Below are 20,898 nucleotides of genomic sequence, written 5' to 3'. Positions count from 1 at the left end.
AAAAATCAATATTTCTATAAAAAAGCTGTTTTACGTACTTCGGACTGAGTACTTGTTTAATCCTTAGGCTAAATTCTGAGGAAATTAATCCTTAGCTTTGATTAACCTATGCTTAACCCCATGATAATTTCATTAAAATATTACCTACGTTTTCTCTTTTTAGCCGTTGCGATACTCAGTTCGACCCTTGTTTTTGCGCAGGAAGATAACCCGGAATTTAAAGAAGCTAGTCCTGCCAGTCAGGCCTATCACAATAACCGCTTAAAAAGTACCGTCCCTCCCTACGGGCTGACTAAAGTAAAGGCATTAATTGCCGGTATAAATGCTACTGGTGGAGATGGTGATGTGTATTTTCGCGTATTAGGTCCCAAAAGCTACCAGAGTCTTTCGCTCCCGGAAAAATTCACCTATCATATGATTCATGCGGAAGTATCCAGTCAGAATTGCGATATCCCTACACCGATTTTAGAAGAGGATCTAAAGATTTTCGGCAATTTACCGGATGTCTTTGATGAAGAAAACTGGAGTGAAAGGCAGCTTAATTTTCTGGTCAGTAACCGGGATTCTGTGCTTTCCCTGATTTCCGAATCGGTAAACAGAAGCAAAAAAGTAGGACTAAATTATAAAACAACCATTGAATATGTGAATGGCTGGGAAATAATCCCTGTACTGATCAAAACGTATAACCTTGACCATAAGGACCATGACATCCTTACGGTTTTGATTCAGCTCATGAAGAAAAATGATTATCAGCCATTCATGACTTCTGCCACTTACCTAAAGCTTTATGGCAACAATAGTACCTACCGGAGTTTCCTGAATTTTAACAAAGCCAATGAAGATTTGATTATCAGCAGGGCTGAAGCTTTCTACAATGGGCGTAAAAAATAAGTTCCTGTTTTTGCTGTGTTTAGCGGCTATTTTAAGCCAGAAAGTAGCTGCACAGTCGGACACCAGTTTTATCCACATCCCCAAAGGGGAATACTGGCTGGGTGGTCGCGAACACCAGCTTAACCGCTTGAGGAAAGTCAGTACCGCTGGTTTTGATCTGGCTGCAACGGAGCTAACCAACCGCTTGTTTGAGCAGTTTGTTTTGGCCACCAATTACCGGACTGACGCAGAACGCTTGAAAAACGCGATGGTTTTTGAGCCGGGGCTTGCAGAGTTCAAATGGCTGAACGATAGTACAGCCTACTGGAGGTTTCCAAACGGAACCAGTAGAGGTGGTATTGAAAATAAAATGAATCATCCGGTCACCAGCATCAGCTATGCGGACGCGGAAGCCTACTGCAAATGGGCAAAAGTGAGGCTTCCAACCTTGGATGAATGGGAAATTGCCTCCAGATCCGGTGCTAAAACTACTTACTTTTGGGGCGAGGATCTTAAGGAGGTTGGCCAATATGCGAACATCTGGCATTTACGAGATCACCTCAGTGCCGATTTAACTGATGGGTATATCTATACTGCACCCGTAGCCAGCTTTAAACCCAATGGCCTTGGTTTGTATGATATGTATGGCAATGTTTTTGAGTTTTGTGAAGGGACTTTAACATCTGACCCCAAAAACAGGAAGGTAGCACATGCCAGAGGTGGCTCGTGGTGGTGCAGCAATTATGCCTGTGCCTTTTTTAACTCCCTGGATATTGGCAGAGTCAATCCACACGCCTCTTTTAGTAACCAGGGTTTTAGAGTACTGAAAATTCAGGCTAATTGAAATTATTATAAAACGGTGGTGCCTTTGTTGGAAACTGTATTTACTTTTCTGGCTTTTCGATAAGCTGAGGGGCTATCTCCTTTATACTTTTTAAAGATACGGTTCATGTGACTTTCGTCGGTAAAGCTAAACTCCCTTGCAATTTCTCCGATTCGCAATTCGCTATGCAGTAACCTGTTTTCAATCAGCTTGATTTTATATTGCATCAAGTAGTCCTGCAAGGTTTCATTGGCGTGTTTCTTAAAATAACGACCCATATAAGATTCTGAAATTCCAAAAGTTGCCCCGAGGTGTTCGGCGGTTAGTTTTTCAGGCGTGTAGATGTTACTATGGATATATTCCAGAATATCGAGCGCCTTTTCTTCTGATCGTTCATTGATTTGCTCGGGCAGGGATTTGGCGATATTCCGGGCGACTATAATAATCAGGGTATTGACCAGCTGGCGGATTAGTTCCTTATTGTAAAGATCGCGATTTACATATTCCCGGATAATGGCATTGATCATCGGTTCTACCAGTGTTTTATCTACCTGGTTTTTTAAGATGCAACCCGGTTGGTGATTGGCATGTTGTAAAATAAACTCCAGTTTCTGGACACTTTCTTGCTGTAAGGCACTGTTCTTTATATAGATGTTGTTAAATCTGATAAATAAAAACTGCGTGGTTTCCTCGATGTCAAAAGAATGGCAGTCGTCCGGGGTAATGAGAAACATATGCCCTTTTCGGTAAGCAAACCTGTTTTTATTGATACATTGTTGTCCGGTACCGGAGACGATGTACACTAGTTCAAAGAAATTATGTTCGTGTGCCTTTTTAGGACATTCGTTCAATTCTTTAAAAACTATCTCAAATGGCTCGTACAAACTTTCCTTGTGCATGGTACGAATTTACTGATTTAACGAATAGATGTACAGAGAATCTGATAAAAACATCCCTAATTTTATATTACAAATTAAGACAATCATGAAAGCAATCCTATTAAAAGATTTTGGAACCGCAGATCAGTTACAAATAGAAGAACTACCTATTCCTGTCATCAAAGAACAAGAAGTACTGGTAGCCGTAAAAGCAATCAGCATCAATCCTGTGGATATTAAAACCCGTGAAGGAAAAGGTGTTGCCGGAAAAATCAAGGAAGAGCAACCGATGATTCTTGGTTGGGATATCTCTGGAATTGTAAAGGAATCTAGTGATTCAGCCTTTAAAATTGGCGATGAGGTCTTTGGGATGGTGAACTTCCCCGGACATGGAAAAGCCTATGCTGAATATGTAGCGGTTCCGGCAAACCAGCTGGCTTTAAAACCAGCACAGATCAGTCATACCGATGCCGCAGCAGCTACGTTAGCCGCTTTAACGGCATGGCAGGTACTCGTAGATCATGCCAAAATCAAGGCTGGCGAACGTGTTTTAATCCATGCAGCAGCGGGTGGCGTTGGTCATTATGCGGTTCAGATTGCTAAACAACTGGGCGCTTATGTGATCGGAACTTCTTCCGCAGCAAAGAAAGATTTTGTCATGAGCCTGGGTGCTGATGAATTTATAGACTATACAGCTGGTCCCTTGGAACAATTTACGAAGGATATAGATTTTGTACTGGATACTATTGGTGGCGACAATATAGACCGCTCTTTAAAAGTGATCAAAAAAGGAGGAACCATCATCAGTATTCCTTCCGGACTAAGAGAAGAAGTGACAGAAAAGGCAAAAGCGATGGGGATTACCGGCTATTTCACGATGGTGCAATCCGATGGTCAGAACATGAAGAAAATTGCTGATTTGCTGGAAAGCGGAGCCCTGAAATCTCATGTTTCCCAGGTTTTCAATTTTGATCAAATGGCAGAGGCACACAAATCTTTGGAAACGGGTAGAACGCAAGGTAAGATTGTAATCGTTTTTTAAAAAGGATCTCAAATTGATGGAAATAAACAAGCGCATTTCTTCGTCAAAAAAACGTATTTTCATATATTGATAATCCATTTAACTAACCCTATTGGAGACCATAAAATCATGGCAAAAGCTTACGAGACACCCGCTTTCCTATCTTTTATCTTTGTATTTCTAATTTCTGCTTGTCAGCAAAAGCCGAAAGAAAATGCCACAAACCTTGCAAAAATCCCTGCTACTGAGATCACAGTGAGCGTAAATTTCCAACCTGATGCAGGGAAGGCAAAAGATCAGGTGGTATATCTCGCCTATCTGGATCAGCTCAACGACAGGCAAACCTTTGAAATAACGCCGGATAACAAACAGGGCCAGGCCTTTAAGATCTGGGGGAAAACACCTGTTTTTGTGATGGACTGGACACCCAATCAGACCTATTATGTTTTTTACCCTGCTGAGAAAATCAGTATCACGCCTGGTCTAGAAGCCTTAGCTGTTAGCAGTTCTGTTGAAGACGACACCAGAAAAAATGAACTCGGTTTTTTTGAAGCCCTTGGTCAGCAGGAAATAACGGAGAAATCTGCTAAGTTAAAAAACACCTTATCCAAGATTTCCAAACATGGTGATAGTTCTGGTCCTTCTGCTACGAGAATGTTGGTGCTTATGGACCTCATCAAGAACAAAAAATTAAAAGATCCGGTAGTTTCTTACCAATTCATTAAGTCCAGATATCAGCAAAGATTAGACTTTTTAGAAAGTTATACCAAAACTAAACCGGTTACATCAGACTATAAAAAGCTGATGGATAACTTCTTTAAATATGAGTTTTCAGCAGATTTGCTGAAGATCATCAACAATGCCAGGGCAAAGAAGATCCTTGTGAATGACTCGCTGAAAAACGCTGTGGCTTCGATGCTAACCACGTTAAATTGTGACAGCTGCTTAAATATCCCGACCTATCGGTATGCTTTAAAAAACTACCTGACTTATGCTTTTTCAACAGAAAAGTATCCTACACTAAAGGCTAAGGTAGATTTCATCAACCAGGAGTTTAAAGGAGAAACCAGAGATTTTTGCCTATTCCTCGCATTGAAAACTGTGAATCCGGCCCTCAGTCCGGAAAACCAGAAAATGTTACAACAATTCGTTTCGCAAAACGGGAATGAAGCTTACAAATCACAGATCAAGAAAAACCTGGCCTTCTATATTAGTCCGGGTAAATCTGGCAATGCTAAAGAAACGGTAATCCAGGATATCAATGGAAAGCAAAGAACCTTTGAAAAGCTGGTTGCGGCAAATAAAGGTAAAGTGATTGTGCTTGATTTTTGGGCCAGCTGGTGTGTCCCTTGTAAAGCTGAGATTCCTTATTCTAAGCGGTTACATGAGGACCTGAAAAACGAAAATGTGATGATGGTGTATCTTTCCCTAGACGAATCTCCGGCGGCATGGTTAAAATCTGTGAAAGCGCTGGGAATTGAGGAAAACAGCTTCCGGGTGGAGCAGGCGTTTAAATCTACGCTTGCCAAAGGGCTTGGTATTTCCGGGATCCCTCATTATGTGATTATAGACAAGGAGGGACAAATGGTGAATACTGATGCGCCAAGACCAAGCGACCCTGTGCTAAAAAAGGATATTTTGGCGCTTGTAAAACAGCCCTAAATCTTATCATATCGCAGTTAGAAGACGGGAAAGCAAGAGAATTGGTTTGGGCTACGCTGATTTAATTGTACCTTTCGGCTTTTTAAAAACAATGGAAGACAAGATTCACGGGAGTTTCAAACTAGCATCATACTTAATTTTCGCAGCTATCATCGTTGATTTAGTTGTTGGCGTGCTTCAAAGTCGGACAAATTCTGATTTTGACATGTCTACCGGGATTGAAACCTCGCTGATGTTCATGACCTTAGGATACTTCGCCTTTATTGGGAAGCACTGGGTTAAATGGGTTGTTTTATTTGTGACTGTGATTAGTACGGTCCCTTTGGTATTAGTCCCAAATCAAGCCCTGAATCTTCCTTTCTCCCTGCAACTGTTTTCAGGTTTCTTAAAAATCACGGCTATTTTAATGCTCTTTTTAGCGCCAAAGCCAGAGAATTAGTGCTGTTCTAACTTGTATTCTCTATAAAACCCGGTGGCTTCTGCCAGTAAAAGCATTCCCTCCTTGTGTTTGGCTACTGCAAACTAATACCGCTGAATTTTGTTATACTCAAAATTTAGGTATGAAAGATTCCAGAATTAAAGTACTCTTTTTTGACATCGGAGGTGTCTTGCTGAATAATGGCTGGGGACATCAATCCAGACAGGAAGCTGCCAAACTTTTTGATCTTAATTACGAGGAAATGGATGTGCTCCACAATTTCATTTTCAATGTGTATGAGATTGGTAAAATCACGCTGGATGACTACCTGAACACGGTCATATTCAATCATCCAAGATCATTTACCAAACAAGATTTCAAGGATTTCCTATTTGCCCAATCTGTGGCATTACCAGATTTCCTACCCTGGTTAAAAGAGTGGAAAAGAACCTGCGGATTCAGGGTGATCTCGATTAATAATGAAGGTCGGGAAATCAACAATTACCGCATTCAGAAGTTTGGTTTGCATGATTGTTTTGATGCTTTTATTTCTTCCTGTGAAGTGGGTATGCGTAAACCGGATCCGGGGATTTTTCACCTGGCCATGGGTATCGCACAGGTTAGTCCGGAGGAATGTCTGTATTTTGATGACCGGCTGATGCTGATGCAAGCCGCCCAAAAACTCGGTATCCACAGCTTTCATCATCAGGACTTTCTAAGCACTAAAAAAATCCTGGAAGCACATCAAGCTCAAACCGGCTAAAACAACCTCACATGACAAACTATCAAGAACTTAAGCACCTCGCCGAAAGGCTAATGAGCAATAACAAAGGATTATTGGCCATGGACGAAAGTACAGGTACCTGCGACAAACGATTCGGAGCGCTTGGCATCCCTCAGACAGAAGAATACCGTCGTAAATACCGTCAATTGATCGTCACAACCCCTGATTTGGAAGAAAGTATTAGCGGTGCTATCCTTTTTGAAGAAAGCCTTCATCAGCTTACAGATGATGGCCGGTCTTTCCTTGATATCCTGCAACAAAAGGACATTATTCCGGGGATTAAAGTAGACCAGGGCACGGTTCCACTCTCCTTTTTTCCGGAAGAGACCATTACTGAGGGACTGGATGGTTTAAGTAAACGCATGGCTACCTATTATCAAATGGGATTACGTTTTGCCAAATGGCGTGCGGTGATCCATATTGATGCAGTGCTCCCTACAAAAACTTGTATTGCGGCCAATGCCTTTACCCTTGCCCGGTACGCAGCTATTTGTCAGGAGGCTGGAATAGTACCTATCGTAGAGCCCGAAGTATTAATGGATGGGACGCATACCCTGCAAAGGTGCGCAGTAGTAACTCAAGATGTTTTAAAAGAGGTTTTTAATGCTTTATATGAGCAAAAGGTGTACCTGGAGGGGATGATTTTAAAACCCAATATGGTCTTACCGGGCTTACATTGCCTGGACCAGGTTAATGCTGAAGTGGTTGCTCATGAAACCATTTCCTGTTTTCTGAAAGTTGTTCCGGCAGCCATTGGTGGCATCGCTTTTTTATCTGGAGGGCAATCTCCAACCCTGGCTTCCGAGCGCTTAAACATGATGCACCTCAGGTATGGGGCGATTATGCCCTGGCCATTGACCTTTTCATTTTCGAGGGCAATCCAACAGCCTGCATTGGAAATCTGGAAAGGTGAGGATAACAACATTGCCGCTGCACAAAAAGCATTGGCCTACCGTGCGGCTTGTAACCGTGCAGCACGCATGGCGGAATATAATCCTACCTTATGAAAAAGCTCATCATCTTTGATCTCGACGGCACTTTAGCCGAAAGTAAGGCTGCTATTGATCCCGAAATGGCAGTACTTTTAGGAGATTTACTCCAGGTTGCAAAAGTTGCCATTATTTCTGGCGGCGACTGGCCCCAGTTTCAAAAACAAGTGCTTTCTAACCTACCGGCAACAGCCAATCTATCCCATTTATCGATTTTACCAACCTGCGGTACTAAATATTACCAATACGCTCCCGATTGGAAGCTATTGTATGCTGAAAATTTTACTGCGGATGAAAAGCAAAAGATACTGCTAAATTTGGAGCAGGCGGTAGTACTTTCCGGGTTTACTCCTGCAAAGGTATGGGGGGAGCAGATTGAAGATCGCGGCAGCCAGATCACCTTTTCTGCATTGGGCCAACAGGCTCCCCTGGAGGCAAAAAAAGGTTGGGATCCCGACTTTAGTAAGCGAAAAGTGATCAAAGCAAAACTTGACCTTTCCTTGCCAGAGTTTTCCATTCAGATGGGTGGTGCCACTTCTATCGACATTACCAAACCTGGAATTGATAAGGCTTACGGCATCCATAAGCTGGAAGAAACCCTTAAAATTTCGATTACTGAAATGATCTTTATTGGTGATGCGCTTTTTGAAGGAGGAAATGACCATCCTGCCCGAAAAACCGGTGTAGTTTGTATCTCCGTAAAAGATCCACAGGAGACTAAAAAAGTGATAGAAACCATTATTGCCTGTTTAACAATTCCAGACAAAAGCAAGTCCGATGAAAACCATTAAATTAAAAAGAATGGGGGTCATTATGGCGCCTCAGGAAGGTAATGAGCTAGAAATTGAGGGGGTTTTAAATCCTGCCGCAGTACGGGGACCAGATGGGGAATTGTACTTGTTTCCACGTTTAGTGGGTAAAAACAATTATTCGATTATCGGGATTGCGAAGGTCCTTTTTAATCAGGATGGTGATCCTGTTGGTGTAGAGCGACTGGGTGTGGCACTGGAACCGGAAGTTGATTATGAAAAACGTCCTGATGGTGGTGGTGGATGTGAAGATCCAAGGGTAACTTTTATCGAGTCTTTACAGATTTATGTGATGACCTACACCGCATTCTCGCCAAATGGCCCTCGGATAGCCATTGCAAGATCCAAAGACCTGATGCATTGGGAAAGATTGGGTCTCGCTACTTTTGAACCTTACGAGCATATTGAATTTAACGACATCAACAATAAGGATGCCTGTCTTTTTCCAGCGCCAATTATTAGTCCGCATGGCCACCCTTCTTTTGCGATGCTTCACCGTCCGCTTTTCCCGGGAACCAGTCCGGAAGACCTGATGAAGCGTCCACATGACCATGAAATCAGGTTACATCATGAATGTATCTGGATTTCTTATTGTCACATCCGGAAGGAACACCATCCATCCGGACACTTGCCAAAGTTCGCATCCAATCAGCCACTGGCTATTCCTCAGGCAGATTGGGAAAACATAAAAATAGGCGCAGGCACTCCTCCTATCCTAACCAAACAAGGTTGGTTGATTTTGTACCATGGCGTAAAAGAAACGGGTTTAGCGACTACCGGTCGGCAGCAATTGAGTTATTCAGCAGGGATTATGCTATTGGATAAAGATCAGCCCCATCAGATTTTATACCGGTCTCCCGAACCGGTGCTCTCCCCTGACCTTCCTGAAGAACAAGTTGGCACGATTGCCAATGTGGTCTTCCCAACTGGTATTGACCGCAGGGATGACCTGGGAATGCCTAACCGATTTGATATCTATTATGGTATGGCGGACGACCGTATTGGGGTAGCCCGCCTGGATTTACCGGAAGACCTGGTTTAAGCCAGTTGCGCAGTTCTCATCTTGTATAAAATCTGATGAGCCTGACTTGCATTCTTATTTATAGGTAGTCCCGCTACCAGGAACTGGTGCTGGAAATCATTTCGTTTTTTTGAAAGGGCATCCCATGAAAAACTGGTTTTACCTATAATCATTCCATCATAGCCTACCTGACTGATGACCACTTCTGCTTGTTTTGAATTTCGACTGATCTGCACTCCGGTTTTCACTTTCTGACCATTTTTACCAATGATCATATCCACATATTCAGATTTTTCTGCCAGCAAGGTATTGTTATACTTTTTACCTTCGGCGTCCAGATTAGAAAGGCAGATAACAAGGTCGCAGCCTGCTGTAACTTTTAAATATTCAGCAGTTTTATTTAATGCCTGATAAGGGTTCTGAAAACGAATACCTGCAATTTCTTTCCCTAGTCCGGTGATCCCTACTTTTAAGTTGCCCGATTTAATGATGACATGAGCTTTCACTTTTGAAGAGAGCGCGGCGTTACTGAAATTGTAATTACAATTAACCAGTGGGAAGGCCATAAAAGGCAACAAAGCGGCTAAAGCTTCTTCTCCATTCTTTAATTCGGCAGCGCCGATATTGACCGCATGGTATCCGGTGCTATTCATCATAGAAACCATACCTCTCTCGTCAGAATCGCCCAAAAAGCTACCTGCATCCAGGATTAAACCGGCAGTCTCTTGTCGTTTGATCAGGAGATTGATTTCTTCTAATCCACCCAGCTGTTGGGGATTGGTATTGATCTGACCATTGAGGTTTCCGGAATGGAAAACGGTCACTGTATTTCCGTTTGCCAGGCTATTTACCGTTTTACTTACACCAGCAATTGCCGATAATGGTTTACCTATAAAGGCAGTACTTGCAATAATTGAGGCATTCCTTAAAAAGGATCTACGTTTTAATTCCATGGGAGCGTTAATTTAAACCTGAAAATTACACAATAAAAGTGTAAGAAACAAAATAGCCTGCATCATAAAAATGATGCAGGCTATTTAAAGCGGAGATATTTCTACTTCCTTTTTACACCTACAATCTTCACCTGTACCAAATAATTTCCTTCTTGTTTCAGTTGGAAACCTATTGCAGGATTAATGTTAAACCTGGTATTGGCCGGATAAGTTGACTTTGGATTGGTTACTTTCACAAACTCACTTGGAATTCTGTAAAAGATATCAAAGGAGCCATATCCTGTAATCGTTTTATAAGGGAATGGAATAATCTCAAAATTAAGGCTCATTTCAGTATCGGTTTTGATTACCGGATTGAACTTCGCATAAGAATCCAGGGTAGGCCTGTCGCCACGAACAATAAGTTCACCAGCTTTAGGATTGAAAGGAACCCCATCTTCATCCACGTATTTTACTACTACATTTGTTCCCGTAGGCGCTGTTTTGGTAACGGTAATTTCTACCGGAGGCAGCGTTTCGAAAGTCGCGCCACCATCTTGAAGGTAAGTTGCAGAATTCCTGTTGATAGAAAAAGCCTGCGCTTCTACAAAGTCCAGTTCACCAATGTTCACATAGGTTTTTGTACCGCTTTCATTGCTCAATTCCAGGTCAAAAGTATATTGTGAACCTGTAGGAATCACTGCTGTTCCGGCAGTGAACAAAAACTGACCGCTTGGTAGAAACTCAAATATTGGTTTCGACTTCAGTTCTCTGATTGCGTTTAGTTTCTCCAGTGTGGTATGTACTTCCGGATCGAATGCCGTTTTATAAATATAAACCGGTACTTCCTTATACAGTTCATCCGCATTCTGGTCTGTTCCTTTGCGTTTGATTTTCAACAACTTGATTTTCAAAGGCACGGTAGAACCATCTCCTTTTAACTCGGAAGTCAGGAAGCCATTCTTACCTTTCTCTACCTGGAAGGGACTACCTACAAAGTAGACATCATCACTTAAAAAACCAACAGTGATCTTTTTACAACCGGTCCAGATGGCAACTGAGAGCAACAAAGCCCCCGTAATCATTATATATTTTTTCATCAGATTTATTTCTATTAGTTACCAGTAAAACCTATGTGTATTCGTCAAAACATGTAGTACGCCAGTGGTGGTCTGAATATTTGATGTTTGTGCAAACGTATACAGATCAACATCTAAAACCGGGAATCCAGGAGGAAGCGGTTCAGGATCCAGGCCATTTCTTAATTTTATCAGGAATAAAATCTGAGGTTTACTACTCACCAGACCTGGACTTTCTTGTTCTAACAACCTCACCGAAAAAGCCTCATTAGACTTACTGGTAAATAGTTTGTTCGACAAGCTCAGGCTTTCTCTGGTAATTTTACCGGCAAAAAGATGAGAACGTAAAGAGTCTCTAAGCTCAGGAACCGGAAGGTCGTTCAGGGAATAGGTTAAACTTTCATCGTTATTATCCAGACGCAATTTCTCTTGTCTTCTGAACAGTAAAGCTTTAATGGAATAATCTGTTGGTGCAAAGAAGGTAACATCCCCATTGATTTCTTCTTTCATTCCGGCCTTATCCACTAAAACCAGTAAAGTATCAAACAAACGGTTCGTTTTCAGGTAATCATAAGTGGTCATGTTCACGTGTGCATCGTGAATACTCCCACCAATGATATACTTATCCTTTTTACAGGCGCTGGCCATGGCGACTACCACAAAAACCAGTAAGAGTAAGTGCTTAGTTTTCATCTTGATGTGCTTAATTTCTTCCATTCCAATATTTATTTTGAATCAACAACTGATTCTTTTGAAGGGTAGTTCTTGCGATTGGCCATTTCCATCCGTCCAGATCGAAACGACCTTGAGGAAAACGTCCGTCTGTATATTCCGACAATCGTTTATTACGGATCATGACGTACCATAGTTGTCCTTCAAATGCGATTTCTCTGTAGGTTTCTTCAAAGATTTCTGTTCTGAGATCCGCATTGGTTCCAGTATATGGCTCCATTCCGGCGCGCTGTTTCACTGCATTTAAATCGGTAATTGCAGGTCCATAATTCCCTAAAAGATCATTGCATTCTGCACGAAGTAACAATTGCTCGCCCAATCTAAAAATCGGGGTATTACAATCCACCATAGGGTCGGTATTGTTTCCGGCATTTCTATATTTTACGTTCTCCGCATTACGACCGGTGTATTTGGTAAGAATCCAGTTATCTACTGTAGTTCTATCAAAATTATACGCCAACCGGGCGTCATTGTCATCATAATAGATCTGGCTTAGTAAGTCATTATTGATCACTACCGGCATACTTCCCTTACCTGCAATATGCGGCATCATGGTGGTGGTATAGAAGAAGCCTGTTCCCAATTGATACTCACTCTGGCTCAAGCTGGTAGCCACTTCAAAAATAGCTTCTGTAGATCTTCCTTTATACAAACCTTTATAGTCTGTTGCAGGAACCAAGGTGTAGTTATTTGAATTGGTAATAGAATCTATGGCGGCTACCGCTTTGGTAAGCAAGCCGTTTTCTGTGTTTTTACCCAGGAAATACTGCCAGCGAAGGATGTTGGCTTTCAAAGCGAACACAGCTCCTTTATCCGCATCAATGGCACGGTTAGGGCCTATAGAAAACTGAAGCAGCTTTTGTGCTTTGTCAAGATCTGCGAGGGCAGAATCCAATACAATCTTCTCTGAAACTCGTGGCAAATTCTGTGAATTTACGGGATCAGGATTATTTTTTAGCACCAATGGTACATCACCCCAAATCCTCACCATATAAAAATAGTTATAGGCTCTTAGGAAATAAGCTTCGCCAAGGATTCTGTTTTTCCTATCGCCGGTAAACACATTATTTGGCATTTTACCTACTTTATCCAGTACGGTATTGGCCATATTAATGGTGGTGTAGTAAGACTGCCATTCACCCAGGTCTTCCAGGTATGGGCCAATGAAATCACCGATATTGATTCCTGTACCATAAAACTTATCGCCATCTACTAAAAAGCTTAATGTAAAACTGGCATTCGTTTTACTATACTCATTGGTAGAAAGATCACCGTAAGTAAAGTGCGACATTCTCTCGCTTTCTGCTCCCCTAACCATAGACTGTCTGTTTAAGGAATAAACACCCGCTAAGGCTGAAACCGCATCGCTCTGTGTTTTCCAGAAGGAACCTTCATAAGGCGCATCTTCAGGCGCAAAATTCAATAGCTTTTTGCAGGAAGAAAAAAGCAGTGTAGAAGCCATCAGGAACACAAGGGCTATGGCTGCGTATGATTTTTTAGTATTCATCTTTGATTGATTCTAATGGTGATTAAAATGTGGCTCTAAATCCTAAAGTGAATTTGCGGGGCAAAGGATATCCATTACCGTTATAAATCCCTAAGGCGTCTACAGCCTCTACATCAGGTAAATTTGATTTCTGAAAGGTGTACACATTATCAATGATTCCATATAGCTGTAAAGCACTGATTTTAGCTCTTTTCAGGAATTCAGGAGAAAATCTATAACCAAGATTGATGTACTTGATGCGGGCATAACTTCCGTCTTCCATATAAGCAGAAGAGAAGGTATTGAACTGATAGTAATAGCTTTTATAAGGATTGATGTCTGCATAAGCGGCATTATCGCCCGGGTTACGCCAGATAGAAAGCTTGCTCAGGTCAATTAATCCCTGACCATAGAAATTCCCGATTTGCTTGTAATTGGTCAATAAAGAGGCTACGTAAGTATTGTACACATCTCTACCCAAAGCAAAAGAAGTAAATACTTCCAGCGAGAAGTTTTTATAGCTGATGGTATTACTAAAACCACCTGTTATTTTCGGATTTGGATCTCCGGTTCTAACCAGGTCATTTCTGTCCCAGACATCATAATCACCATTCTGATCCTTCCAACGGTAAGTACCTGGTCCGGCAACAACAGAACCATCCCAATAAGTAATCAGGTTACCCGTTCTCGGATCAAAAGGAACATCACCTGCTGAAGCGTAAACTCCATTAGATTTCACCTGGTAAAACTCATTAATCGGGCGACCTTTAGATAAAATATAAGTAGTTCCATTATAATCGATCACGATATCTCTGTTGCCATCCGGAAGTTTGGTGATCTGATTCTTGTTCATTGACATGATCAAACGTGGCGTCCATTGGAAACTCTTTTCCGGAGAAAACACTTTACCCGAAATATTAAACTCCAGACCAACGTTTCTTACCCCAACAGAGTTGGTAAACACCTCTTCGTAACCACTTGTAGTTGGCAGTTTAAGGTTAAAAAAGATGTCCTTTGTGTTTCTGTTATAGACATCAGCCACTACATTAATCCTGTTATTGAAGAAATCGGCATCAATACCAATGTTGCCTTGTAACGCTCTTTCCCAGGTCAGGTTGTCTTGAGTAACTGATTTAGGGTTATGATTGATAATCGTGGTATTGTTATAAGTATAGGTATTGCCGCCAGGTTGTAGTTTTCCTTCTCCAACCAGGTAAGAATTATAAGGTGCATAGAAATCATCTGGTAAGTTTCCGCTGACACCGAAACTACCTCTGATTTTCAGCATGCTGATCCATGATTTTGTTTTCGACATAAAGGCTTCATCAGAAATGATCCAGCCGGCAGAAACTGCAGGGAAATAGGCCCAGCGGTTGTTTTTACCAAAGCGCGAAGAAGCATCCGTTCTCATGGAAGCAGAGAATAGATATCTGGATTTATAATCATAATTTACACGTCCGAAGAATGACAATAAACCAGCTTGTTTATTGCTGGAACGCGTATAATCCTTATCATAATCGCCAGGTTTAATGGCATTCACAGTGGATATCGCATTGTTTCCAATTCCGAATCCGCCTACACCAGTATAACCTACATTGATGTAATTGATGGTATTACCAACAAGGAAGTTGAAATGATGGTTATCCGCTACGTTCAGGTTATAATTTAAGGTATTGTCGATGTTAAAATTCTGAAATTTAGAATTCATCGAGTAGCTATAGAAAGTATCATTTGCATCCAACGCACTTGGTCTGAAAAGATCACGTGTAGAGCTGGAAAGCAAGATCGAACTCTGACTCACAAACTTTAGAGCAGGTGTAAATTCATAGTTTAATGCGATACTGGTAGCGATGTCATCATTGATGTTTTTATCTTTTGCCAGGTCATACTGACCAATAAAATTTAGACTATCGGCATGGCTCAACTGGAATAAAGAAGATGGGAAGGCACCACTGTTGATGGGTAAGGGATTGGTATAATCGGCATCCGGATTAGGAATTACCCCTCTACCCCTTGACCTGTCGGTTCTTGAAATACGAAAGGAAAGATCAACATTCAATTTTGGCGTCATTTTATAGCCCATACTCGCGGCCATGTTGTAACGTTTAAAGCCTGTCGACTTCACAATTCCCTCTTCATTGTAATAGTTACCACTTAAACGGTAACTCACATTTTCACTTCCTCCGTACACGGAAGCATCCGCATTGTAAATCTTTGCCGTTTGAAAGAAAAGCCCCTGCCAATCGGTTTTGTTATTGAAGGCCGGATTCAAACTATCCGTTAACAATAAAGGAAGCGTTTGTAATTGCTCGTAATTACCCAGAGAATTCAGGTAATTCATTTTATATCTGCGTTCTTCTGCGCCTACATAGTAAACTTCAGAATTCGCACGCATAGAAAGACCGGTGTAGAAATTCGCATTAATTTTCGGTTTCTCTCCAACTTTACCTCTTTTCGTTTTCACTACCACTACCCCATTTGCACCTCTTGATCCATAGATAGAGGCAGAAGCTGCATCCTTTAATACATCAATACTTTCAATGTCATTGGGATTGATCCCTGCGATAAAGTTGGTTTGTGTTACATCAGAAAAGCTGGAGATGTCATCATAAGAAACGGGAACACCATCGATGATAAAAAGCGGACTACTCAAGGCATTCACAGAACTTACGCTTCTGCTCATTGCGGTATTTCCACGGACGGTAAACGTAGGTCTTGAACCCGGCTCGCCTGAATAGTTCTGGATATTTACACCCGCCACTTTTCCTTGTAACAGCTGATCAAAACTTGGCGAAGGCAGGTTTTCGATGTCTTTAGCGGTAACCGTAGATACAGCAGCAGTGGAAGTCCGGCGGGAAACGGTTTGGTAACCGATCACGACCGCATCTTTCAACATATTTGGATTAGGTTCCAGTTTAATGCTGAACACTTTCTGTGTACCTACTTTTAAGGTTTTGCTCACATAGCCAACAAAGGTTACCGAAATAGAAGCTTCCGGACCAGCTACATTGATTTTAAATTCCCCTTTATTATTGGTTTGAACTGAATTGCTGGTCCCGATTTCCTTAATCGAAGCACCAGGCAAGGGTTGTCCGGTTTCATCAAGCACCTTTCCGGAGATAGGCTCGGCGATGAACATTTGCGTTTTAGCTTGTGGTTTGGTTTTAACTTTTTCCTGCACCACTAAAGTTTTCGTATCCAGCGAATATTCAAAAGGCTGGTTCAGAAAACACAAATTCAGGGCATCTTCCATGCCGGCATTGCGCACATTGATGGTCACTGGTTTTGCGGCAGATATATCGGTTGCGATAAACACCAGGTCATAGCCTGTTTGTTTGGTGATTGCTTTCAGCACCTTTTCTAAGGTGACATTTTTCTCCGACAGGGTTACTTTTTTTTGTGCCAGAGTAGAAGCATTCAGCTGAAACATGAACAATAGCACAAAGGCTAGAGAAAGCTTCATGGTTAGAAGAATTTTATTTTTCACATAGGAATCCCTATACGAGTTAAAGTCGTACAATTTCATACATTTGGTAAGTTTGGGTTCATGATAAAGAGAACAATTTCTAGGTTCCCTCCTTATCGTGTTAGGTTGATAACTTTGTTTAATACAATGTATTTACAGACAACGGCCCATATATCAGATACCGGGGGCGCGTCAACGCTCCTGGTTCTTTTATGAACCATTCATAGTAGAATTAAGGCATAGCTATAATCCTCCTTCCTTCTGTCTTAAATTTAATTTTCCTGGTTAGTTGAAGTACCCTGAGTACTTCTGCAAGACTTTTGGTACGGGAGATATTTCCTCCTATTGTGAAGTGATCAAATGTTCCTTCTGTCGTGATTTCTACGTCATACCAGCGTTCCAGTTTATTGAAGACCGTGCGTAAATCATCCCGCTCAAATGCAAAATAACCATTCTTCCAGGCTATTGCCTGCTCCACGTCCACTTCCTCCACCCGAATCAGCTGCCCGGTTAATGCAGCCTGTTGTCCAGGTTTTAAACGTTGTCCGCTTTTTGTGTTTTTTAAATTAACATTCACACTTCCTTCTAATAGTGTGGTGATGATGGAAGGCTGATTGGCATAAGCATTCACATTAAAATGTGTACCCAATACCTCAACTTCCTGATTTGCACTAAGTACTTTAAAAGATTTCCCTTTACTTTTTGCGACTTCAAAATACGCTTGTCCGGTTAATTCGACTTTGCGTTCCTTACCGGCAAATACGACCGGATATTTTAAGGAAGATGCGGCGTCTAACCATACGAGGCTGCCATCAGGTAATAAAATCTGAAACTTTCCACCTCTAGGGGTTTCTATCGTATTGTATTCCGGAGCCTGTTGCCCACCATGTTCTGTTTTTGATTTTGTTACGGAGCTATAGCTAATTTGCCCATTTTCAGATTTAGAAATCTTTAGTCCGGATTGAATGGCGATCTCTCCGCTTTTAATATCTGTTAAGCTAATTTTGGAACCATCAGAAAGGGTCAGCATCGCTTTATCTCCACCAGGCGTTATAGCCGTTTTATTGGCATAATCGGGGCTTTGCTTTCCTGGGAAATTAAAATATAGGTAGGCCGACAGGCTCAATACCACTAAGGCTGCTGCGGAAATTCGGGTCCAAAGAATTAAACGGTGTGATTGCCCTCCTACACGATCCAAAACTTGCTGAATTGCATCCACATCAGCCTCCATCTCGGCCTCCGATAATTTCACAGGGTTCAGTGGAATATGTTTATTATACCAGGTTTCTACAAAAGCTTTTTCGGCTTCAGTACAGTCATTGGAGAGATACCGGTTTAATAATTCTTTTAGTTTACCACTTTCCATAAAGATCGGATTATCGCTTAATTAGAAACAAGACATTTAACCTGGCTAGGGGGGCCTAGATGAAAATGAAAAAAAAATCATTCATTTTTACCCTTAGAACTTTTAGGGCATTGTTAATTTGATTCTTTACTGTTTTTTCAGAGAGATTAAGCTGGGTAGCTATTTCTTTACGGGACAGGTTATTTTTGCGACTCAATTCAAATACTTCCCGCATTTTTACCGGCAAACCTGCAATTTCCTTTTCTATGAGTTGGGTAAGTTCCTTTTCCCGGACACGATGATCGGTTACTGATTCACAGTTATGAAGGCTAACCTGGAGTTGAGCAAAGTAACTGAACTCCACTCGTCTATGTGAAATGGCATTTAAAACCCTGTTTCTAATCGCAGAATAAAGATACCCCGACAAATTAGTCTCAATGGCAATCTCTTCTCTTTTCTGCCATAGCACCGTAAACAACTCCTGAATCACATCTCTGGCTTCCTCGCGGTCCTGAAGTTTTGCATAAGCATGGCTGTATAAAATAGCTGTATATCTTTTATAAATTTCCGTATAGGCGGCCCTGTTTCCCGAACGCAATAAAGCGACCAGTTCAGAATCTGAATGCTTACTATACACTAACATGTTAATCTATCCCCCTGCCCTAATGTAACATTTTTCATACTATTTATTGTTTATCCAAACAAAAAACGATAAAAAACGTTCATATTGGCCTTTTCTTATTACCAACCAGCTCTTTTTATCAATTTTTGAGAATAAACAGAAATAAGATAGCTTTGCTTTCCTAAATTATGTGCGCAAGATATACCCTAACAGCCGAAGAAAAAGAGATTTTAAAGAATAACCCGTATCAATTGATTGGTGCTTATGAACCGGACGCTAATATTGCCATCACTGATGGCGGTCTGGTGATTACTTCTGATGAGCCCGATATCATACAGCAAATGTCGTTCGGCATTGTCCCCCATACTGCCAGTAGCAATGTACTTACTTTTGATACCTGGAATATTCGTTCGGAGGAGGTCATGGAAAAGAAAACTTATGCCCCTTTAATGAAACATCGTAAAACTTGTTTGATTATTGCTGATAGCTTCTATGAATGGCAAAAGATTACAGATACTGATAAAAGACCATACCGCTTTACCAATGAACGGAAAACTTTCTGCTTCGCAGGATTATGGAGCCAATGGATTAACCCGGAAACAGGCGAAAAACACCGGACTTTTGGAATCATGACCACCGTAGCCAACCAAACCGTAGGCGAAATACATGATAAACAAAGAATGCCGGTCATCCTACACCGAAATGAAGAGTTAAGGTGGCTAAATAAAAAGCTGACCGTAGAACAATTGCTGGAAATGTGCAAACCTTACCCCGATCACATGATGAACAGGACTCAGGTGAGCAAAAAAGTGAACAAAGTCTCTACAAAAAAGAACCCGAATAAGGGTATAGAACTGATTAAACCGTACAATGAGTTGGTAATACCCACTCTTTTCGACTAAAATTGAGAAAGGATGAAAAATAAAACTACTCATTTTTAGTCCGTTATAAATATTTCATTAAATAATGATAATCAGAGTTTGCAGAACCGGCTTGAGTTCGTACTTTTGTCTCGGAGAGTTGGCAGAGTGGTCGATTGCGGCAGTCTTGAAAACTGTTGACTTGTTAAAGGGTCCGCGGGTTCGAATCCCCCACTCTCCGCCAAAATGGTATCAAAACCAACAAAAAGCCTGCAAATCATACGATAGCAGGCTTTTTGCATTTTAAAGGGTTACAATTTTCGCACGAATTCCGATCCTATAGGTGAGTGATTCGGTGAGTAAAATAAAAAATAGAAAAGACTCACCGAATAGCGTGTAAAACCCTGACATTAAACAGGTTGAAAATTTACATATCTTGATTTCTAATTACTGCAAAGCTAAATTTGTTCACCATTAATGTTAAACATTATGAAAACCAATTTCAGCTTGCTCTTCTACATGAAGAAACCAAAAAACTATCAAAATGGCGTCGCCCCTATCTATCTTCGCATTACCGTGAATGGCAACCGTGCGGAAGTTACCACTGGTCGTAGTTGTGAACCTTCACAATGGAATACGATATCAGGTCGTAGTAATGGCAAAAAAGAAGAAGTAAAATCCTTTAACGCTTATCTGGATGACTTGCAAAACAAGGTATTCGAGGCACATCGGCAATTAACAGAAAAAGATGATCCCATCACTGCCGAGCGATTACGAGATCAGTTTCAGGGAAAGATAGAAAAGCAATGCACCTTAATTGGCGTATTTAAAGACCATAACTACAAAATGGAAACATTGGTGGGCTCTGAGTTCTCTAAAGGCACTTCGGAGCGTTACAGAACCTCTTTAAAGCATACCGTGGAGTTTTTACAATGGAAATACAACATCAGTGATATAGACATTAGAAAAGTAAACCATGCTTTTTTAACTGAATACGATTTTTACTTACGATCTGTACGAAAATGCGCCAATAATTCTGCGGTAAAATACTTGAAGAACTTCGGCAAGATTATTCGTATTTGCCTCACCAACGGGTTGCTG

General features: G+C 41.3%; 19 protein-coding genes and 1 tRNA gene. 12 read left to right on the top strand and 8 right to left on the bottom strand.

Annotation, left to right across the window (positions count from 1 at the left end):
• Positions 1-120 precede the first annotated feature (120 nt).
• On the top strand, positions 121-891 hold the full coding sequence (locus tag R2Q66_RS23410) for a hypothetical protein (RefSeq protein WP_316753798.1): 771 nt from the start codon (positions 121-123) through the stop codon (positions 889-891).
• Positions 875-1,714 carry a formylglycine-generating enzyme family protein gene (locus R2Q66_RS23405; protein ID WP_316753796.1) on the top strand — a complete coding sequence of 280 codons (840 nt, stop codon included), beginning with the start codon at positions 875-877 and terminating at the stop codon, positions 1,712-1,714. The genes R2Q66_RS23410 and R2Q66_RS23405 overlap by 17 nt, the downstream gene beginning before the upstream one ends.
• A gap of 5 nt (positions 1,715-1,719) precedes the next feature.
• Here the strand turns inward: R2Q66_RS23405 and R2Q66_RS23400 are convergent, their stop codons facing one another.
• Entirely contained in the window at positions 1,720-2,592 is an 873-nt protein-coding gene (locus tag R2Q66_RS23400; protein WP_316753795.1) for an AraC family transcriptional regulator, read from the bottom strand.
• An 85-nt stretch (positions 2,593-2,677) separates the two neighbouring features.
• On the opposite strand from R2Q66_RS23400, the gene R2Q66_RS23395 reads away from it, so the two are divergent.
• From R2Q66_RS23395 to R2Q66_RS23365, 7 genes are all read left to right on the top strand, one after another.
• Positions 2,678-3,613, top strand: coding sequence for an NADP-dependent oxidoreductase (locus R2Q66_RS23395; RefSeq protein ID WP_316753792.1), 936 nt, complete (start codon positions 2,678-2,680; stop codon positions 3,611-3,613).
• Positions 3,614-3,721: 108 nt separating this feature from the next.
• The gene (locus tag R2Q66_RS23390) at positions 3,722-5,254 is read left to right on the top strand and encodes a TlpA disulfide reductase family protein (protein ID WP_316753790.1); all 1,533 of its coding nucleotides are present in this window, start codon (positions 3,722-3,724) and stop codon (positions 5,252-5,254) included.
• Positions 5,255-5,345: 91 nt separating this feature from the next.
• Positions 5,346-5,693, top strand: a complete 348-nt coding sequence (locus tag R2Q66_RS23385) for a hypothetical protein (protein WP_316753788.1) — start codon at positions 5,346-5,348, stop codon at positions 5,691-5,693.
• Positions 5,694-5,814: 121 nt separating this feature from the next.
• Entirely contained in the window at positions 5,815-6,435 is a 621-nt protein-coding gene (locus R2Q66_RS23380) for an HAD-IA family hydrolase (RefSeq protein ID WP_316753786.1), read from the top strand.
• Between the two features lie 11 nt (positions 6,436-6,446).
• Complete coding sequence (locus R2Q66_RS23375; protein WP_316753784.1) at positions 6,447-7,463, top strand: class I fructose-bisphosphate aldolase; 1,017 nt, start codon at positions 6,447-6,449, stop codon at positions 7,461-7,463.
• On the top strand, positions 7,460-8,236 hold the full coding sequence (locus R2Q66_RS23370; RefSeq protein WP_316753781.1) for an HAD-IIB family hydrolase: 777 nt from the start codon (positions 7,460-7,462) through the stop codon (positions 8,234-8,236). Before R2Q66_RS23375 ends, R2Q66_RS23370 begins: the two co-directional genes overlap by 4 nt.
• On the top strand, positions 8,223-9,296 hold the full coding sequence (locus R2Q66_RS23365) for a glycosidase (RefSeq protein ID WP_316753779.1): 1,074 nt from the start codon (positions 8,223-8,225) through the stop codon (positions 9,294-9,296). The genes R2Q66_RS23370 and R2Q66_RS23365 overlap by 14 nt, the downstream gene beginning before the upstream one ends.
• Here R2Q66_RS23365 and R2Q66_RS23360 read toward each other — a convergent pair.
• The 7 genes from R2Q66_RS23360 to R2Q66_RS23330 form a co-directional block, all read right to left on the bottom strand.
• Positions 9,293-10,228 (bottom strand): hypothetical protein, encoded by a 936-nt coding sequence (locus tag R2Q66_RS23360; protein WP_316753777.1) that lies wholly within the window; start codon positions 10,226-10,228, stop codon positions 9,293-9,295. The two genes, R2Q66_RS23365 and R2Q66_RS23360, sit on opposite strands and share 4 nt — an antisense overlap.
• A 101-nt stretch (positions 10,229-10,329) precedes the next feature.
• Entirely contained in the window at positions 10,330-11,307 is a 978-nt protein-coding gene (locus tag R2Q66_RS23355; RefSeq protein WP_316753776.1) for a DUF5007 domain-containing protein, read from the bottom strand.
• Positions 11,308-11,325: 18 nt separating this feature from the next.
• The gene (locus R2Q66_RS23350) at positions 11,326-12,003 is read right to left on the bottom strand and encodes a fasciclin domain-containing protein (protein ID WP_316753773.1); all 678 of its coding nucleotides are present in this window, start codon (positions 12,001-12,003) and stop codon (positions 11,326-11,328) included.
• Positions 11,990-13,525 carry a RagB/SusD family nutrient uptake outer membrane protein gene (locus R2Q66_RS23345; RefSeq protein WP_316753771.1) on the bottom strand — a complete coding sequence of 512 codons (1,536 nt, stop codon included), beginning with the start codon at positions 13,523-13,525 and terminating at the stop codon, positions 11,990-11,992. The genes R2Q66_RS23350 and R2Q66_RS23345 overlap by 14 nt, the downstream gene beginning before the upstream one ends.
• A 22-nt stretch (positions 13,526-13,547) precedes the next feature.
• Positions 13,548-16,967: a SusC/RagA family TonB-linked outer membrane protein gene (locus R2Q66_RS23340; protein WP_316753769.1), complete on the bottom strand. Its 3,420-nt coding sequence runs from the start codon at positions 16,965-16,967 to the stop codon at positions 13,548-13,550.
• Positions 16,968-17,202: 235 nt separating this feature from the next.
• Positions 17,203-18,336 carry a FecR family protein gene (locus R2Q66_RS23335; RefSeq protein WP_316753767.1) on the bottom strand — a complete coding sequence of 378 codons (1,134 nt, stop codon included), beginning with the start codon at positions 18,334-18,336 and terminating at the stop codon, positions 17,203-17,205.
• A 55-nt stretch (positions 18,337-18,391) separates the two neighbouring features.
• On the bottom strand, positions 18,392-18,958 hold the full coding sequence (locus R2Q66_RS23330) for an RNA polymerase sigma-70 factor (RefSeq protein ID WP_316753766.1): 567 nt from the start codon (positions 18,956-18,958) through the stop codon (positions 18,392-18,394).
• A gap of 167 nt (positions 18,959-19,125) precedes the next feature.
• Between R2Q66_RS23330 and R2Q66_RS23325 the strand changes: the two genes are divergently transcribed.
• The 3 genes from R2Q66_RS23325 to R2Q66_RS23315 form a co-directional block, all read left to right on the top strand.
• Positions 19,126-19,839: an SOS response-associated peptidase gene (locus R2Q66_RS23325; protein WP_316753765.1), complete on the top strand. Its 714-nt coding sequence runs from the start codon at positions 19,126-19,128 to the stop codon at positions 19,837-19,839.
• A gap of 112 nt (positions 19,840-19,951) precedes the next feature.
• Positions 19,952-20,041 (top strand) — tRNA-Ser (locus R2Q66_RS23320).
• 245 nt (positions 20,042-20,286) lie between these two features.
• Positions 20,287-20,898 (top strand): phage integrase SAM-like domain and Arm DNA-binding domain-containing protein (locus R2Q66_RS23315; protein WP_316753764.1); only part of this gene is annotated, 612 nt, incomplete at its 3' end.

The organism is Pedobacter gandavensis (assembly GCF_032677645.1).
Classification (GTDB): Bacteria; Bacteroidota; Bacteroidia; order Sphingobacteriales; family Sphingobacteriaceae; genus Pedobacter; species Pedobacter gandavensis_A.
The sequence above is the reverse complement of the archived record's forward strand: the minus strand, read 5'-3'. Positions and strand labels throughout refer to the sequence as shown.

Bases quoted from the DNA above. Each gene is read 5' to 3' on its own strand.
- R2Q66_RS23335 (WP_316753767.1), bottom strand. From the start codon at position 18,336: ATGGAAAGTGGTAAACTAAAAGAATTATTAAACCGGTATCTCTCCAAT.
- R2Q66_RS23345 (WP_316753771.1), bottom strand. From the start codon at position 13,525: ATGAATACTAAAAAATCATACGCAGCCATAGCCCTTGTGTTCCTGATG.
- R2Q66_RS23355 (WP_316753776.1), bottom strand. From the start codon at position 11,307: ATGAAAAAATATATAATGATTACGGGGGCTTTGTTGCTCTCAGTTGCC.
- R2Q66_RS23390 (WP_316753790.1), top strand. From the start codon at position 3,722: ATGGCAAAAGCTTACGAGACACCCGCTTTCCTATCTTTTATCTTTGTA.
- R2Q66_RS23330 (WP_316753766.1), bottom strand. From the start codon at position 18,958: ATGTTAGTGTATAGTAAGCATTCAGATTCTGAACTGGTCGCTTTATTG.
- R2Q66_RS23340 (WP_316753769.1), bottom strand. From the start codon at position 16,967: ATGAAGCTTTCTCTAGCCTTTGTGCTATTGTTCATGTTTCAGCTGAAT.
- R2Q66_RS23360 (WP_316753777.1), bottom strand. From the start codon at position 10,228: ATGGAATTAAAACGTAGATCCTTTTTAAGGAATGCCTCAATTATTGCA.
- R2Q66_RS23325 (WP_316753765.1), top strand. From the start codon at position 19,126: ATGTGCGCAAGATATACCCTAACAGCCGAAGAAAAAGAGATTTTAAAG.
- R2Q66_RS23385 (WP_316753788.1), top strand. From the start codon at position 5,346: ATGGAAGACAAGATTCACGGGAGTTTCAAACTAGCATCATACTTAATT.
- R2Q66_RS23365 (WP_316753779.1), top strand. From the start codon at position 8,223: ATGAAAACCATTAAATTAAAAAGAATGGGGGTCATTATGGCGCCTCAG.
- R2Q66_RS23370 (WP_316753781.1), top strand. From the start codon at position 7,460: ATGAAAAAGCTCATCATCTTTGATCTCGACGGCACTTTAGCCGAAAGT.
- R2Q66_RS23405 (WP_316753796.1), top strand. From the start codon at position 875: ATGGGCGTAAAAAATAAGTTCCTGTTTTTGCTGTGTTTAGCGGCTATT.
- R2Q66_RS23350 (WP_316753773.1), bottom strand. From the start codon at position 12,003: ATGGAAGAAATTAAGCACATCAAGATGAAAACTAAGCACTTACTCTTA.
- R2Q66_RS23380 (WP_316753786.1), top strand. From the start codon at position 5,815: ATGAAAGATTCCAGAATTAAAGTACTCTTTTTTGACATCGGAGGTGTC.
- R2Q66_RS23400 (WP_316753795.1), bottom strand. From the start codon at position 2,592: ATGCACAAGGAAAGTTTGTACGAGCCATTTGAGATAGTTTTTAAAGAA.
- R2Q66_RS23375 (WP_316753784.1), top strand. From the start codon at position 6,447: ATGACAAACTATCAAGAACTTAAGCACCTCGCCGAAAGGCTAATGAGC.
- R2Q66_RS23395 (WP_316753792.1), top strand. From the start codon at position 2,678: ATGAAAGCAATCCTATTAAAAGATTTTGGAACCGCAGATCAGTTACAA.
- R2Q66_RS23410 (WP_316753798.1), top strand. From the start codon at position 121: ATGATAATTTCATTAAAATATTACCTACGTTTTCTCTTTTTAGCCGTT.